Genomic DNA, 16,600 nt, shown 5'->3' on the forward strand with positions numbered 1-16,600 from the left:
CGGCCCGACGCACCTGACAGCACCAGGGGGGAACCGTCAAGGAACCCTCAAGGTCGCCGTGGGGTGGCCGTCAAGTCCTCTCACCAGGATGTGACGAGTCGTCTCCCTAACAGTGAGGAATCGTTGATGGCTACGCTCTTGTACCGGCTGGGCTCGTTGGGCGCCCGCCGGTGGCGAACGGTGTTGATCGGGTGGGTCCTCGCCCTCGGTGCGGTAGTCGGTCTCGGGCTGTCCTTCGCCGGCTCCTTCTCGGACAGCAGTTCCATTCCAGGCTCGCCGGCCCAGACCGCCCTCACCAAGATGGAACGGCACTTCCCCGAACCGGACGCCCAGTCAGCGCAGATCGTCTTCGAGGCGCCGTCCGGCCGCAAGGTGACCGACCCTGACCTGCGCGGGCCACTGGAGGCAACACTGGAGGCCATGGGCCAGGTCCGGGGGGTGAGCGAGGTCAGCGACCCGTCCGACAGCGGCACCGTCTCCGCGGACGGCGGGACTGCGGTGGCGCAGGTCACCTTCGCCACCAAGGAGGAGGACGACGTACCGACGGGCACGCTGGACGCGGTGACGGCGGCGGGCAGCGACGCCGAGCAGGCCGGTCTGCGGACCGTTTATGGCGGTGAGCCGTACGAGACCTCGCATCCGCCCGTGGGCCCCACCGAGTTGATCGGACTGGGCGTCGCCCTGGTGATCCTGGTGATCACCTTCGGGTCGCTGCTCTCGGCGGGCCTTCCCCTGATCACCGCAGTTCTCGGGATCGTCGGCACGATGGCCGGGATGATCGGTCTGGCCACGGTGTTCGACGTCTCCGACAACGCGCCCACTCTGGCGATCATGCTGGGGCTCGCCGTCGGTATCGACTACGCCCTGTTCATCCTGTCCCGTCACCGTGCCCAGCTCGGCACCGGCGTGCCCGTGCGGGAGTCCATCGCCAGGGCCACCGCCACGGCGGGCAGCGCAGTCGTCTTCGCCGGAGCCACGGTCCTCATCGCGCTCGCGGGTCTGTCCGTCGCCGGTGTGCCGATGCTGACGTCCATGGGCCTGGCGTCCGCCGGAGCGGTCGCAGTCGCCGTGGTGACGGCGGTGACGCTGCTGCCCGCGCTGATGGGAATGGCCGGCCGCAGGCTCATCCCCAAGGCGCCCCGATCCGCCGCCCGGCGCCGCAGGTTCCTGCCTCTGGGCCGTAGGCGCCACGGGCAGGCCGTCCACGGCGGCCAGGCTCCCACCATGGGTGTGCGCTGGACCCAAGGCGTTCTGCGCCACCCCGTGCGCAACCTGATCCTGGGAACCGTCACCCTCGTCGCCCTGGCCGTTCCTGCCATGGAGCTGAAGCTGGCGCTCACCGACGAGGGCTCCAGCGCCCCCGGCAGCTCAAGCCGCCAGGCCTACGACATGATCAGTAGCGCTTTCGGCCCTGGCGCCCACGGCCCCCTCGTCGTGCTCGTCGAGGACGACGACCCGGCGATCGTCAACACCACGGCCGCCGCCGTCGAGGACGCACTCCAAGAGGTCCAGGGCATCGCGGACGTGAGCGGTGTGGACGTTGCACAGAACACACGGGCGGCGCGGATCCAGATCATTCCTGAGACTGGGCCGCGGTCGCAGGAGACCAGTGACCTTGTTTCCCAGCTACGCACCCTGATGGAGCCACTGGCCCAGTCGAGCGGGAGCTACGTCGCCGTCACCGGCATGACCGCGGTCAGCATCGACGTCTCGGAGAAGCTCGGCGGCGCCCTTGTCCCGTTCGTGATCGTCGTTGTCGGCCTCTCCCTGCTTCTGCTGATGGTCGCCTTCCGGTCCGTCGCCATTCCCATCAAGGCCACCATCGGGTTCCTGCTGTCCGTGGGCGCCGCCTTCGGAGCCACCGTCGCGGTCTTCCAGTGGGGATGGCTGGCCGGGCCGCTGGGCGTGCCCAGCGAGGGGCCCGTGGCCAGCTTCGTGCCGATCATCGTGATGTCCGTGCTCTTCGGACTGGCCATGGACTACGAGGTCTTCCTCGTCTCTGCCATGCGGGAGGACTACAACCGCCACCGCGACGCCCGCACGGCCATCATCAACGGAGCCCGCAATGCCTCCCGCGTGGTCACGTCCGCCGCACTCATCATGATCTCGGTGTTCGTCAGCTTCCTCTTCTCCCGAGACGCGGATATCATGCCGATCGCCTTCGCGCTGGCCTTCGGAGTCCTGGTCGACGCGTTCCTGGTCCGTATGACCCTGGTGCCGGCGGCCCTGGCGCTCCTGGGAGACCGGGCCTGGAAGCTGCCGCGCCCCTTGGACCGAGTACTGCCCCATATCGACGTCGAGGGCGAGAACTTCCATGCTCCCCGGACCACGGCACCCGACACCCCCGTCAAGGAATCCACTCCTGTGAGCCTGTGAGCCTGTGAGCCTGTGAGCCTGTGAGCCTGTGAGCCTGTGAGCCTGTGAGCCTGTGACACGATGATCAGCGAAGCGGATACCGGAATACCCGCGCCCGCTACACCGGTAGCAACGGCAGACATCGAGCGGCCGTCGCCGCCACCAGGAGTACACATGAACGCCGTCAACGCACCGGGCACGGCCGACCGCGTCCTCGTCATCGACGATGACCCCGGTATCAGACGCCTGCTGATCTCAGCGCTGGAGTTCGCCGGATTCGACGTCGACGTGGCCTGCGACCTGAGTGAAGCCCTCGCTCAGGTCGCTCACCAGCCGCCGGACGTCATCGTCCTCGATGTCATGCTTCCCGGCGCGGACGGCTTCGAGATCCTCCAGCTGCTGCGCGCCCGCGCCATCGATGTACCCGTGCTCTTCCTCACCGCCCGCGACTCCGTCGAAGACCGCGTCCGGGGACTGCACCTGGGCGGCGACGACTACGTCACCAAACCCTTCAGCGTCGTCGAGGTCGGTGCCCGGCTGCAGGCGCTCCTGCGCCGGGCCCGCAGCGGGGCCCCCGTTGCCGAGGAGACGCGCCTGCGCTGCGGCGACCTCAAGCTCGACGACCTGGCCCACGAGGTCCGCCGCGCCGACCGACTCATCGAGCTCTCCCCCACCGAGTACCGCCTGCTGCACTACCTGATGAGTCACCAGGGCCAGGTGCTTTCCCGCGCTCAGATCCTGGAGGCCGTATGGCAGTACGACTTCGGCGGCGACTCCGTTGTGGTCGAGCGGTTCGTCTCGAACCTCCGACGCAAGATCGACCACGGCCGCACGCCGCTGCTGCACACCGTCCGCGGCGTGGGGTACGTCCTGCGAGAGCAGTCCGGCACGTGACACTCCGCAGCCGCCTCCCCTGGGCGTTCTCCAGCGTCCGTCTGCGCCTGCTCGCCGGGCTGGCCGTCCTTCTGGTCGTCGGCCTGATCTCCAGCGCCCTGATCAGCGCATTCCTGCTGGAGGGCTTCCTGGACAAGCGCAGCCAGGAGACGCTCGAAGCCAACGCCGAGCGTCTGACCCGAGTCATCAACCAGGGGCCTCAGACCGCCAATGCCGACCAGCTCGGTGCTCTCCTCGGCTCGCCCCTGGGCACAGTGGGCGTCGACCAGGACAACACGGTCCTGCTGAGCACCGGTTCGGCGGCCCGGGCCGCCGAGGAACTCGCCGCCCTCAGCGTGACGGCACCGGCCGGCACCATCGTCACACTTGACGGAGGTGACCTCAGCGCCGTACGCATCCCCAGCCCTGGCCTGGAGATCGACCGCGGCCCCGTCGAAGGCGTCGTTGCCCCGGCAGCTGTCATCCTCGCCATCGACACGTCCGTCGACGACGCCACCACCGACGCCCTCATCAAACGCCAACTGGCTCTGATCGGCGCCACGCTACTCCTGCTGCTGGCGCTGTCCGTGATCGTTCTGCGCCTCGGTATGCGCCCGCTCGCCCGCATGGCCCACAGCGCCGACGCCATCGCGGCGGGCTCTCTGACCGAGCGGCTTCCCACCCACCGCAACGGCAGCGAAGCCGACCTGCTGGCCAAGGCAGTCAACCGGGCGTTCGACGCTCAGGCCCGCGCGGAGGCGACCGTTCGCTCACTGGCCGCCGACACCTCACACGAACTGCGCACCCCGCTGTCCACCATCTCCGGATGGCTCGACCTGCACCGCCAGGGCGGCCTGTCCGGCCCGGGCCTGGAGAACGCACTCGAGCACATCGAGAACGAGGTAGGGAGAATGCGCCTGCTCGTGGAGGACCTCGCGCTGCTGGCTCGCCTGGACGCCGGCCGCCCCGTGGAGCAGGGTCACGTGGACCTCACCGTTCTGGCCGCCGGCGTGGTTGACGACGCTCAGATCATCTATCCCCAACGCGACATCGCCATGGCGCCCGCCCCACCCGCACCGGTCATCGGTGATGCCGCCCGCCTGCAGCAGGTTCTGCGCAATCTCGTCGGCAACGCCGTCCAGCACACCCCGCCCCAGACCGTTGTCCGAGTCGATCTCACCCTCAACGGGAAGGATGTCATGCTGAGTGTCATCGACGACGGCCCCGGGATCTCCCCCGAGGACCTGCCCCGCGTGTTCGAGCGGTTCTGGCGCGCCGAAGCCAGTCGCAGCCGCGCCTACGGCGGTTCCGGTCTCGGTCTGGCCATCGTGGAGGCGATCATTCACGCTCACCACGGAGGGGTGACCGTGCAGTCAGAAGTGGGTGTCGGGACCAATGTCACGGTCCGACTCCCCTACAACCGCCTACCGCAATGACTTGTGCACCGCGGAGTCGCGGCCGCCGCACCCCACGCCCGCCGTCCCTGGCAACCGGCCCTGCTGTGACCAGCACCTGACCGGCTGGCTCGGCCCGGCCAGGTCTTCCGGCGACCGCCCCAGCACGATGACGTCCGGCGACGGCCGGACACCTCCCCACCCACCCCTTCACCGGGCCCCGTCCTTCGCGGAGGATGTCGTGCACGACATACAGGCACGAACCGAGAACCGCCCGCCGTCCGTCGCGAGTCTCTTCCTGGAACGTGTGGCGGCCGCACCGGACGCCGAGGCCTATCGCCATCCGGTTCCAGCGGCCTCCGCTGGGGGTCCGGACGGTTGGAGGTCGGTCAGTTGGTCCCAGGCCGCCAAGCGGGTGTACGAGATCGCCGCCGGCCTGATCGAACTGGATGTGCGCCCCGAGGAGCGGGTGGCGCTGGCCGCCTCGACCCGGATCGAGTGGATTCTGGCCGACCTCGGCATCATGTGTGCCGGCGCCACGACCACCACGGTCTACCCGCAGACCAATGCCGACGAGTCCGCCTTCATCCTGTCCGACTCGCAGAGCCGGGTGCTGATCGCGGAGGACGCCCAGCAGGTGGCCAAGGCGGTCGAGATGCGTGCCGAACTGCCCGAACTCACTCGCGTCGTGGTCATCGACCCGAACGGCGCCATGTTGGACGACGAGTGGGTGCTCAGCCTCGCCGAACTGGAGGCCCTCGGCGCGGGCCGCCTGGAAAGAGAGGCGGAACTGGTCAAGGAGCGGGTGGGAGAGATCACCAAGGACCAGCTCGCCACCCTCATCTACACCTCCGGCACCACCGGCCGTCCCAAGGGCGTCCGCCTGACGCACGACAACTGGTCCTACTTGGCCAAGGCGATCGGCGCGACCGGACTGCTGCACAGGACCGACGTGGAGTACCTGTGGCTGCCGCTCGCCCACGCGTTCGGCAAGGTGCTCACCTCCGGCCACATCGAGACCGGCCACACCATCGCCGTCGACGGCCGCCTCGACAAGATCACCGAGAACCTGCCGGTGGTGCGGCCGACATATATGGCGGCCGTGCCCCGCATCTTCGAGAAGGTCTACAACGGTGTCGCCGCCAAGGCGAAGGCCAGTGGCGACACGAAGTACAAGATCTTCCAGTGGGCCGACGAGATCGCCCGCGAGTACGCCAAGATCACCCAGGACAACTTCCGCCGCACCGGCAACGCGAGCGCCCCCTTCGGCCTGCGCACCAAGCACGCCGTCGCCGACAAGCTCGTCTACGCCAAGATCCGCGAGGCCTTGGGCGGCAACCTCCGCATGTGCGTCTCCGGCTCGGCCGCCCTCGCCCCCGACATCGGCTACTTCTTCGCGGGCGCCGGCATCCACATCCTGGAGGGCTACGGCCTCACCGAGTCCTCCGCCGCGTCCTTCGTCAACCCCGGCGAGGCCTACCGCACCGGCACCGTCGGCAAGCCACTGCCCGGCACCGAGGCGCGGATCGCGGACGACGGCGAGATCCTGCTGCGCGGCCCCGGCATCATGGAGGGCTACCACAAGCTGCCCGAGAAGACCGCCGAGGTGCTGGAGGCCGACGGCTGGTTCCACACCGGCGACATCGGCGAGCTCTCGCCCGACGGCTACCTGCGCATCACCGACCGCAAGAAGGACCTCATCAAGACCTCGGGCGGCAAGTACATCGCGCCCGCCGAGGTGGAGGGCCGGTTCAAGGCGGTCTGCCCCTACGTCTCCAACATCCTGGTCCATGGCGCCGACCGGAACTACTGCACCGCGCTCATCGCCCTCGACGAGATCGCGATCACTCAGTGGGCCGAGGAGAACGGCCTGGCGGGCAAGCCGTACGCGGAGATCGTCGCGGCGCCCGCGACCGTCGAGATGGTCGACGGCTACGTCAAGCAGCTCAACGAGGGTCTCCAGCGCTGGCAGACCATCAAGAAGTTCCGCCTGCTGCCCCGCGACCTCGACGTCGAGCACGGGGAGATCACGCCGAGCCTGAAGCTCAAGCGGCCGGTCGTGGAGCAGGAGTACCAGAACCTGATCGAGGAGATGTACGAGGGAGCACGCCAGCCGAACGCCCCTGGGCGCCGGTCCGGGCACCGGCGCACAACCTAGTACTGCAGCGGTGCCTGCCGTGGCTGATGGTCAGGTCGGTCGCTGGTTCGGTGAGCGCGGATGCCGCCTACGGCTTCTCCAAGGGCTGGCGGTCCGGGCTGGAGCGGGCGGACGTCCTCCACGTCATGGCCACCACCCGGCACGACACCATGCTCACCGGCTGGGCGATCGGTCATCCCCTCCACGATGTGTTCGACAACCTTGCCAGGCAGAAATGCAAGCGGCGTTCCTGCGGCACGGAGGCTCACGGCCTGCGGATCCACGACTGGGCACACGTCGAAGTGCGGCCCTGGCACCGGCACGACCGCCGGCACGGGGTGATCGCCCGCCGCGGCGTCGCCCGCCCGCAGAAGAGCTCGTACTGCATCGCCTGCTACCCCGCCCGGACCACTCGGGACCCGATCCGCGTCGCGGACAGCCGCTGACCATCGAGGAATGCTTCCAGCTCATCCACCTCAGCCTCGCCCAGATACGCCGACTGATCATCCGTCTCACCTACCGCCGGCCCGCCCTCGCCGAGCACATCCCGCACTGATCGACCTGGCACCGACGCCGGCACCAAGCCGAGCCCGAGCCCGAGGCAGTCCTCGTGCGCCCTCACGACGCTACGAGGCTGCTCGCAGCCCGTCTCCGATGAAGCTGGTGTGGGTCCTGCCGGGGACGATGAGGCCGCTTTCATAGGCGAAGGCGACCAGCTGTCCGCGTTGGCGCATGCCGAGCTTGCCGAGCATGCGGGTGATGTGGGTCTTCACAGTGAGCGGACTGAGCCCCAGGTCGCGGGCGATGGAGGCGCTGTCCTGTCCCCTCGAAAGCATGGTGAGGACCTCACGTTCTCGGGCGGAGAGGTCCCGGGTGGGCTCGGGCACGACCTGTGGCGAGGCCGTGTCGACGGACGGAACCGTTCCCAGGGCGATTACGAGCCCACCCCTGCTCACCGTTTCCAACGCCGAGACGAGCTGTGAGGCGCTGACGTCGGCGGTGAGAATGCCCGTAGCACCGGCGCGCACCTGGGCGTCGACCTCCTGGGCACTGGGGACGCCGAAGACGACCGTCCGAGCCACGGCGCGGACCTCCCGGATCAGACCAGTGAAGTCGACTGGTCTCCCCGTGTCGATGGAGCTGTCAAGCAGGACCAGGTCCGGATCGGCCCCGGCCTCGAGCAGGTCTTCGAAGTCGTCTCGGTGCGCGACTTCGCCGACCACCCTCATGGTGAGGCTCGCATCGATCACCTTGGCGAGTGCGGCCCGCACGAGAGACGGCCCACCTGCGACAATCACCTTGTTCACGAGTCCTTCTTTTCGGCTCGGCAGACCTTCCGTCATGGCCCGCCCGGTCCAGAACTCAGCCATGACCGGATTCCTCCCCGACCGGGATGACACGACCGATCATTCCCCGCGCACTTGACGGTCGCCCGGCCATGGAGCTGAGCGTTTCTTGACGGTTGCGCCGCGGACGGCGGGAAGAAGGGGCGCGGCGACCGCGAGCACAGCGCTTTGCGCGAGCCCGCTGCGCCGGTGCCGTGACGAGACGGGCCGTTCCAAGCAGGACACGCCCCGGCCCGGCGGCCTACGGCGAAGCCGTCACCTGGCGCCGGCGGTTCAGTTGAATTGGTCAGGTCGTAACCGGTTGACAATTCTGCTGTAGCAAATACGGTATTGCTATGGCACAGCTTCCGCAGCTCACAGTCTCCGCGACCCTGGGCGACCAGGCATACGCGGCGATCCGTGAGGCGATCGTGTCGGGCGTCCTCAAACGCGGCCAGAAGGTGACTGAACGTGGCCTGGCCGAGTCCCTGGACATCAGCGCGACACCCGTACGCGAGGCGCTGCGCCGCCTGGAGCAGGACCGGCTCGTGGAAAGGACCGGGCCCCGCTCTGTGCGCATCGCCAAGTATGCGGAGGAGGAGCTGCGGGAGTTCTCCATGATTGGAGACTCGCTGCGTGCCCTGGCCGCGCGTCTGGCCGCCCACAAGTCCACCGCGGAACAGACACGGCAAATGCGCAGCGTCCTCGACAGAGCCGACCAGATGCGCGTCCAGGCACTTCCACTCGCCCCGGGCAGCGACGACGAGCGGAAGCTGATCGAGGAAATCCTTGACTGTATGCAGGAGTTCCATACGCTGGTGAACCGGGCCAGCGGGAACGCGACCCTGCTGCAGATGCTACAGATGGTCGATGCTTTCGGTTCGGACGAACGGCGCGATACCGTCCTGTCCGACGTCGGCGGTGACCGGCGCAGCGCCGTGGAAGCGCGTTACCACCAGCACCGCGCCATCCTCGACGCCATCACCGCCGGAGACGGCGGCCGTGCGGAGGAACTGATGAAGGCACACAGCCGGTCATCGAGCTCCTCTCTGCTCGCGGCGCGCTTTTCGCACTAGGAGAGCCGCCGGAGTTTTACCCCTTCCTCTTGATGCTATAGCACATAGCCTCATACGCGCCTCACCCTCCTCCCGACAGCCGCACCCCTCGGACACCTGGCAGGCAACGGGCGAGCGTTTCATGCCATGCTGTTTATGCTATGGCATATGGCAAAGGAGCCTCCATGCCTGACACCGCACCTCAGCCCGAGCCGCTTGAGGACACCTCCGTCGACAGGTCGTCCAAGGAGAAGCCCGCCCCGCCACGGCGGATGAGCGCCAAGGCGGTCCTGTGGGTCGCCCTCGCCGTCTTCGCACAGGAGTCGGTCTGGAACTTCTACGACGCCCAGGTCCCCTCCGAGTTGCGGCAGTACATCGCCTCTGCCGGCCTCGTCGGACTGATCATGGGTATGGACAACTTCCTCGGGGTCGTGATCCAGCCCTGGATGGGGTTCCTGTCCGATCGTCGTGCCCGCCAGGGCAGGGGCCGATGGGCCATCATCCTGACCGGTGCGGTCCTGGCCTCGGTGCCCTTCGCCCTGATCCCCTGGACGAACAGTCTGCTGCTGCTCATGGTCTGTGTCGTCAGCTTCGCGGCCATGGCCAACGCGTTCAAGGGGATCACGGAGACCCTCGTCTCCGACTACGTCGAGCCTTCGCACCGGAGCAAGGCCCAGAGCTTTGTCAAAGCGGGGGTCAGTCTCACGATCGTCGTCTCTTCCCTGATCAGTCTGTTCGTCGTCGACCGCAGCATCACTCTGGCGTTCGCGATTCCGCCCGTTCTCATGCTGCTGATGCTCGCAACGTCCTTCCTGGGCCGCCGGCACCACGCGAACACGCTGCCGCCCGCCGGTGAGCCGACAGCCACCGGGACGGACTCCGCCGAGGAAGCGGGCCAGACCGACTTCACGTCGCCGTGGGCGGTCATCAAGGACATGGTGCGCGACCCATCTCGGGCGCGGGCCCTGCTCATGCTCGGCATCTTCTGCTTCGCCGGCATGTGGTCCGCCCTGCGCGCACTGCTGACGCCGTACGGCATCGAGGCGCTGGGATTGTCCCGCGGCGCGGCGGGCGGACTCGCTCTCCCGGGCGCCATCGCCTTTCTGATCTCCGTCGTCCCCCTCGCCTACGCCTCCTCCCGGCTGGGGAAGGTGCGGGCCATGCGCTACGGCGTCGGCCTGTTCATCGTCGGGCTGATCGTCGGCTTCGCCGTCCCCACGGTCCCCGGCACGGTCACCTCCATGGTGATCGCTTCCGTCGGCTATGCGACCTTCGCCGTCAACGCCCTTGTCGCCCTGTGGGACCTCGCTCCCAACAGATACGTCCTGGGCACCTACACCGGCCTCTACACCGTCGCCTCCTCCACCGGAGCGGCACTCGGCCCCGCCCTGCTCGGCCTCACCGTCGACGTGACCGGATGGCGCTTCATGCTCCTGAACGGCGCGGTGTTCGCCGCGATCACCTTCGCCGTCTTCGCACGCCTGGACCGCCGTACCAGCCCTCGCGCCGCCTGACCAACCACCCCAACGCCCCTCACCAAGGACGCTCCCGATGGAATTCCGCATCCTCGCTCCCACCGGAGCTCTCGGAGCCGGTTTCGATGCCGCCGCCTTCCAGCGCGGCGTCGATGCCCGCCCTCATGTCATCGCCTGCGACGCGGGGTCCACCGACTCCGGGCCCTCTGCCCTGGGCTCCGGTATCCCCAAGCTGTCCGATCAGGCCGTCGCCCGGGACCTGCGCCTGCTGCTCACCGCGCGCCACGAGCTCGGCGTGCCACTGATCATCGGCTCGTGCGGCACCAGCGGCCGCGACGTAGGAGTCGACCGCGTCGCCGCCCTCGTCCGCGACATCGCCGCAGCCGAGGGCTTCCACTTCCAGCTGGGCCTGATCTACTCCGATCAGTCGGCGGAGCGTCTCGAAGCCCTCTTCGACGCCGGCCGGGTCCAGCCTCTGACGCACGCCCCCGCCATCGACCGGGAGGTGTTCAGGCGCGGTCACACGGTCGCCATGATGGGCGCCGAACCCATTGAGGAGGCACTGCGCTCCGGCTGCGACGTCATCCTGACCGGACGGGCCAGCGACACCGCGCTCTTCGCCGCGCTCCCCCACATGGAGGGCGCCGACCCCGGGCTGACCTGGCACATGGCCAAGACGATCGAGTGCGGCGCCGCCTGTGCGGTTCCCGCGTCCGCCAACGGGCTGCTCGCCTACCTGCGCGACGACCACTTCGACGTCACCACACTCGCCGAGGACAGTCGCCTCACCCCCCGATCGGTCGCCGCCCACACGCTGTACGAGAACGCCGACCCCTATCGCATTCTGGAGCCGTCCGGCACCCTCGACACCAGCGAAGCGACCTATGAGGGCGTCGACGACCGCACCGTCCGGGTGCGTGGGGCACGCTTCATTCCCGCGGACGGCTATACGAACAAGCTCGAAGGGGCCGAACTCGCGGGCTATCAGACCGTCATCATCGGAGGAGTGCGCGACCAGGTGGTCATCCGGCGCCTGCCCGGCCTCGTTCCCTTCGCCAAGAAGTACTTCGTGGACAAGATACTCGACGTGTTCGGCGGCAGTGTCGACCCCGGCGACGTCGACATCGACTTCCGTCTCTACGGTGACGGGACCGTACTGGCCGCCATGGAACCGCGGTCGCTGCAGCCCCGCGAACTCGGCGTCCTCATCACCGTGACCGCCCCGGACCAGGCGACCGCACACGCCGTCGCGACCTTCGTCGCCCATGCCAGCAGCCACCTGCCCATTCCTGAGTACGAGGGCCTGGTATCCACCCTCGCCTACCCGTACTCGCCTCCCGAGATGGACCGCGGACCGCTGTACCGGTTCACCCTCAACCACGTCGTCACCGACGTCGCTCCGACCGAACTGTTCCGTACCGTCACCGAGGAGCTGTAACCCATGGCCACCCTGCTCGACTACTGCTCCTTGGTACGTTCAAAGAACGCTGGCCCCTTCACCCTCACCTTCGACTTCCTGTGCCACGACCAGGCCGCCTACGACACCCTCGTGGCCAGCGGATTCCTCAACAGGGAGCTGTTCGCCGACCTCTACGCCACCGACCCCGCCGACATCCTGCTCGTCAACCACCCGCTGGCCCTCGCGGTGAAGGTCTCCCTGCCCCGCCCGGTGGTCCAGGGCGACCTGCACGACAGCGACTGTTACGCGGGGCAGCAGTACGCCCCCCTGATGGATCTCGCCGTGAACGACGTCGACAAGGAGCCCGGCGCATGACGACCGAACGCCCGCTGGCTCCCTGGGACCTACCCGCCGGCCATCCCGGGATCACCTTCCTCACCGGCCCCACCTCATTCTTCGCCCTTTCCAGCGACCCGCGCTTCTCCTACTGTCTGTACGTCCCTAGCGGGCACACGCCCGACGGCCCGCCCAGCCAGCTGGTCGTCACCGTCCATGGAACCCGGCGCCGCTGCGAATCGCTCCGCAATGCCTTCGCCGACTTCGCCGAAGCCCACGACTGCGTCATCCTCGCCCCCCTCTTCCCCGCCGGAATCACCGGACCGAATGACGTGGACAGCTACAAGCTTCTGTCCTCCGACGGATTCCGCGCCGACGAAGCACTGCTCGACATGGTCGCGGCAGCAGCGGACCGATGGCACCTGCGGAGCGACCGCTTCCACCTCCACGGCTTCTCCGGGGGAGGCCAGTTCGCCCATCGTTTCGCCTACCTCCACCCCGACCGGCTGGCCTCCCTCTCGGTGGGTGCGCCCGGACGCATCACTCTCCTCGACCCGGAAGCGACCTGGTGGCACGGCACGGCAGACATGAAGGAGCAGTTCGGGATCGAAGCCGACCCGGCGGCCCTGCGCGACCTGCCCGTTCAACTGGTCATCGGTGAGAAGGACACCGGCACGGCCGAGCTCTCGCCCGAGCACAGGCACGCCCCAGGGCCCGCAGGGCTGGGGCGCACCGAGCAGATCAACTCCCTGCGAGCCAACTGGCGTGTGCACGGCATCAACGCCCGCCTCGACATCGTTCCCGACACCGCTCACGACCACTTCGCGGTCCTGTCCGCGGTGCAGGAGTTCCTTGCCACCCAGCTGGCCACGTAGGACACGGCGCCACACCGGATCACCCGCGTGAAACGTGTGGACCCCATTGGCGTGACCACCCACATGCCCCTGTCCGGCCTCGGCGCCGGACAGAGTAAACCTCGGACCCCTGTGGTCCCCGCCCCTCTTCTCCCCCGGCACCGGAGGTCCCACACGTGGTCCCCCATGGAATCGATCCCCAGGTCGCCAAGCTCATGGCCGCCCGTACCACCGTCAGGCACGACGCCCCACCCAACCTTCGAGCGCTGCGTGAGTCGGCAAGCGCCGTAGCGGGCGCCGACCGTGCGAAGCGGTCGGCGGACGACTCTTGGGATGACGTCGTTCCCCTCGACGGGCGCTCACTCCCCGTCCGCGTGTACCCCGGCACACCCGACGGCTGTATCGTGCTCTTCTTCCACGGGGGCGGCTTCGTCAAGGGCGACCTCGACACCCATGACACGCAGGCGCGGATGCTGCGCGATGTGACGAAGCGATACGTCGTCTCCGTCCACTACCGCCTCGCGCCCGAGCACCGTTTTCCGTGTGCGCACGACGATGCCGTCGACGCCGTCCGGTGGATCGGGGCGAATGCGAACGCGCTGACCGGCCACTCCTCCGGGCCGACCAGGATCGCGGTGGCCGGCACCAGCGCGGGGGCCAACCTCGCCGTCGGCGCCGCACTCGCCCTAGCGGGCACGCCGTTCGCGCCGGTTGCCCAGCTACTGGCCTATCCCCTCCTCCACGGGGACCCCACGACGCAGTCGCGCACAGACTTCGCGGATGGATACGGCCTGACCTCGCAGGCGATCGAGTGGCTCGTCGACCAGTACCTGACTCATCCGGCCCAACGCCAGGACCCTCGCTTCGCTCCCGCGCTCTCAGCGGACCTCGCCGCCCTTCCACCGACCGTGCTGGTCGGCGCGGGCCTCGACCCCCTGCGCGACGACGCCCGCGAGTTCTTGGGCCGGCTACGTGCGGAAGGCGTGCGGACGCTCGCCTTCGAAGAGCCGACTCTGCCTCACGGATTCTGGAAGTACGCCGCGCTCGCCAACACCGTGTCCGAGGCCGCGATCAGGATGTGTGAGGCCTTCCGCGGTCTCCTCGACGACACCGCCGGCCCAAGGGCTCCCTGAAGCCGACCACCTACGAGACTGCTTGGCATTCGGCGGCCGTCCTGCATCTGTCAAGCTCAACGCGGTGATCGATCCTCTCGGCATTCACGACAGGCTGATCGGCCCTCATGCAAGGTGTCGCAGCCCCGATGCGACAGGGCCTGACGCCTCGTCCCTTCGCTCCGTGCCCCCTGGCTGTTGCTGTAGTCAGTTCAGGTTGTTCAGCCTGGGCTGACTATCTATTGTGGGAGCATGACCGCGGACGAGGAACCCCTGACCGAGGCCGCCCTGCAGGCGGCCGGCGACATCTGGGTGGTGTTCAGCCGCATCCGCCGCAGGCTGCGGGCCCTGGAAGCGGCCGATGAGCAGGTCGGGCGAGACCAGAACAATAAGAGGGAGCGGGAGCCGTCCCCACCGCAGAGTTCCGTCCTGCGTCGCCTCGCTCGCAGCGACTCCGCCTTCGCCAGTGATCTCGCCGCCGCCGAGAGCGTACGACCTCAGTCGATGGCCAAGACCCTCGTGGCCTTGGAACAGGCAGGGTTCATCGCGCGCAGGCCGGACCCCGATGACGGGCGGCGGCAGTTCGTGTCACTCACTGACCGGGGCCGAGAACGACATAGGGGCGACAGCCTCGCCCGGCAGACATGGCTCGCCGGGGCCCTGCAGGAGTACGGCACCGAGGAGGAAGTGCGGGCGGTCATCACCGCCATGGCCCTGCTCGACAAGATTGCGCAGGCGTGATGCGACTCTCCGAGCGGATACGCCGACAGCGTCGGGCCGAGAAGGGTGGCTTCGACCGACGTCTGATCGCACCGATGGTCCTGGGCTCGATACTCAATCCGATCAACTCCTCGATGCTCGCGGTCGCGCTAATCCCCATCAGCCGCGCCTTCGGCGTTCCACCGTCGCAGACGGCATGGCTGGTCTCCGGCCTCTACCTCGCAACCGCCGTCGGCCAGCCGGTGATCGGTCGTCTGGTCGACGTCTTCGGCCCGCGTCGGTTCTATCTGCTGGGCACCGCGCTGGCCGGCCTCGCCGGACTGCTCGGCACCCTCGCCCCCAACCTCTGGGTGCTGGTCGTCTCCCGTGTCCTCCTCGGATTCGGCACCTCGGCGGCCTTTCCGGCGTCGATGTCGCTGCTGCGCTCCGAATCCGCGCGCACGGGCAGGAGAAGTCCGAGCAGCGTCCTGGCCATGCTGTCGATTTCCAACCAGGTCGTCGCGGTCGCCGGCCCGCCCCTCGGCGGTCTGCTGATCGACGCCGGTGGCTGGCAGCTGATCTTCGGCATCAACGTGCCGCTCTCACTCGCGTGCCTAGTCCTGGGCACACTGTGGCTGCCGCGAACGGGCCCGGCAGGCGGTACGACCCGCATCGATGTGATGGGCATGCTGTTGTTCGCCGGCTCCCTGACGGCGTTCATGTTCTTCCTGATGGAGCCGGCCGTCGCACACTGGTACCTGCCGGTGATCGGCCTGGTAGCGGGCGCGGTGTTCGTCCGCCGCGAACTCGGCACCGACCAGCCCTTCATAGACCTGCGCATCCTCGGCGGGAATATCCCGCTGCTCACCACGTTCATGCGCCAGTTCCTCGCCTACACCACGTCGTACGCCTTCTTCTACGGTTACAGTCAGTGGCTCCAGGAGGGCCGAGGACTGAACGCGTCGCAGGCCGGTCTGCTGCTGCTGCCGCTGTCGGCGACAGCCATCGGTGTCACCGCGCTCACCGGACGCCGTGACCGAGTGCGAGGCAAACTCGTTGTCGGCGCGGCCTTCCAATGTCTCGGCTGCGCGGGACTGCTGCTGCTGCACGCCGGCACTCCCGTCTGGCTGCTCGTCCTGCTCAGCTCACTCGTCGGCGTACCCCACGGACTGATCGGGCTGGCGAACCAGAACGCCCTGTACGCACAGGCCGACCCCGCCCGCATGGGCTCGTCCGCAGGGCTGCTGCGCACCTTCATGTACATCGGCGCGCTGTTCGCGTCGGCGGCGAACGCCGTGTTCTTCAGCAACGGTGCCACCAGTTCCGGGATGCATGACTTGGCCTGGCTGCTCATCGGCGTGGCTGCTCTGTTCCTCCTCGTATGCATAGCCGACCGGTCGCTGAGCAGTGTCAACATCGCTCCCGACCACACCGACCGGACGGGCAAGCCCGCCTCCTAGTGCTCTGACCGGGAAGGTACGCCGGGTCGGCGGTTCCGGCGGTTGGATGTCCGGAGACGTCCGACCCAACCGTTGCGGGTGTGGTGGCTGAGCCTGTCCGTGTGCGCAGATTGACCGACCAAGAGG

Annotated in this window: 13 protein-coding genes and 1 pseudogene; 13 read left to right on the top strand and 1 reads right to left on the bottom strand. The window is 68.2% G+C overall.

Translation table 11 applies throughout. From position 1 onward, the window contains the following. The first annotated feature begins 126 nt into the window (after nt 1–126). The 5 genes and pseudogenes from ACIQ6R_RS27115 to ACIQ6R_RS27135 all read left to right on the top strand — a co-directional run. Entirely contained in the window at nt 127–2,376 is a 2,250-nt protein-coding gene (locus tag ACIQ6R_RS27115) for an MMPL family transporter (RefSeq protein ID WP_404224001.1), read from the top strand. 153 nt (nt 2,377–2,529) lie between these two features. Further along, a complete protein-coding gene (locus ACIQ6R_RS27120; RefSeq protein ID WP_404224002.1) occupies nt 2,530–3,249 on the top strand; it encodes a response regulator transcription factor in 720 nt (239 codons plus the stop codon). Next, nucleotides 3,246–4,664: an ATP-binding protein gene (locus ACIQ6R_RS27125; protein ID WP_404224004.1), complete on the top strand. Its 1,419-nt coding sequence runs from the start codon at nt 3,246–3,248 to the stop codon at nt 4,662–4,664. Before ACIQ6R_RS27120 ends, ACIQ6R_RS27125 begins: the two co-directional genes overlap by 4 nt. Before the next feature lie 127 nt (nt 4,665–4,791). Then, nucleotides 4,792–6,780, top strand: a complete 1,989-nt coding sequence (locus ACIQ6R_RS27130) for an AMP-dependent synthetase/ligase (RefSeq protein ID WP_404224344.1) — start codon at nt 4,792–4,794, stop codon at nt 6,778–6,780. A 44-nt stretch (nt 6,781–6,824) separates the two neighbouring features. Next, nucleotides 6,825–7,225: pseudogene (locus ACIQ6R_RS27135) on the top strand (IS701 family transposase); the annotation flags it as partial. Between the two features lie 160 nt (nt 7,226–7,385). On the opposite strand, the gene ACIQ6R_RS27140 reads toward ACIQ6R_RS27135, so the two are convergent. Further along, the gene (locus ACIQ6R_RS27140) at nt 7,386–8,129 is read right to left on the bottom strand and encodes a LuxR C-terminal-related transcriptional regulator (RefSeq protein ID WP_404224006.1); all 744 of its coding nucleotides are present in this window, start codon (nt 8,127–8,129) and stop codon (nt 7,386–7,388) included. 311 nt (nt 8,130–8,440) lie between these two features. Between ACIQ6R_RS27140 and ACIQ6R_RS27145 the strand changes: the two genes are divergently transcribed. The 8 genes from ACIQ6R_RS27145 to ACIQ6R_RS27180 all read left to right on the top strand — a co-directional run bounded on the left by ACIQ6R_RS27145 (nt 8,441) and on the right by ACIQ6R_RS27180 (nt 16,474). Then, nucleotides 8,441–9,160, top strand: a complete 720-nt coding sequence (locus tag ACIQ6R_RS27145) for a GntR family transcriptional regulator (RefSeq protein ID WP_404224007.1) — start codon at nt 8,441–8,443, stop codon at nt 9,158–9,160. Nucleotides 9,161–9,324: 164 nt separating this feature from the next. After that, nucleotides 9,325–10,653: an MFS transporter gene (locus tag ACIQ6R_RS27150; RefSeq protein WP_404224009.1), complete on the top strand. Its 1,329-nt coding sequence runs from the start codon at nt 9,325–9,327 to the stop codon at nt 10,651–10,653. 37 nt (nt 10,654–10,690) lie between these two features. Continuing rightward, nucleotides 10,691–12,052, top strand: coding sequence for an acyclic terpene utilization AtuA family protein (locus ACIQ6R_RS27155; protein ID WP_404224010.1), 1,362 nt, complete (start codon nt 10,691–10,693; stop codon nt 12,050–12,052). A 3-nt stretch (nt 12,053–12,055) separates the two neighbouring features. Next, on the top strand, nt 12,056–12,388 hold the full coding sequence (locus ACIQ6R_RS27160) for a DUF4387 domain-containing protein (RefSeq protein ID WP_404224012.1): 333 nt from the start codon (nt 12,056–12,058) through the stop codon (nt 12,386–12,388). After that, nucleotides 12,385–13,224, top strand: a complete 840-nt coding sequence (locus ACIQ6R_RS27165) for a poly(aspartic acid) hydrolase (protein ID WP_404224014.1) — start codon at nt 12,385–12,387, stop codon at nt 13,222–13,224. The genes ACIQ6R_RS27160 and ACIQ6R_RS27165 overlap by 4 nt, the downstream gene beginning before the upstream one ends. A gap of 383 nt (nt 13,225–13,607) precedes the next feature. Then, complete coding sequence (locus ACIQ6R_RS27170) at nt 13,608–14,336, top strand: alpha/beta hydrolase (RefSeq protein ID WP_404224016.1); 729 nt, start codon at nt 13,608–13,610, stop codon at nt 14,334–14,336. A 231-nt stretch (nt 14,337–14,567) separates the two neighbouring features. Continuing rightward, a complete protein-coding gene (locus tag ACIQ6R_RS27175; protein WP_404224018.1) occupies nt 14,568–15,056 on the top strand; it encodes a MarR family transcriptional regulator in 489 nt (162 codons plus the stop codon). Next, nucleotides 15,056–16,474: an MFS transporter gene (locus tag ACIQ6R_RS27180; RefSeq protein WP_404224345.1), complete on the top strand. Its 1,419-nt coding sequence runs from the start codon at nt 15,056–15,058 to the stop codon at nt 16,472–16,474. Before ACIQ6R_RS27175 ends, ACIQ6R_RS27180 begins: the two co-directional genes overlap by 1 nt. Nucleotides 16,475–16,600: the final 126 nt, after the last annotated feature.

Origin of the sequence: Streptomyces sp. NPDC096048, assembly GCF_044763415.1 — a bacterium.
GTDB lineage: Bacteria > Actinomycetota > Actinomycetes > Streptomycetales > Streptomycetaceae > Streptomyces.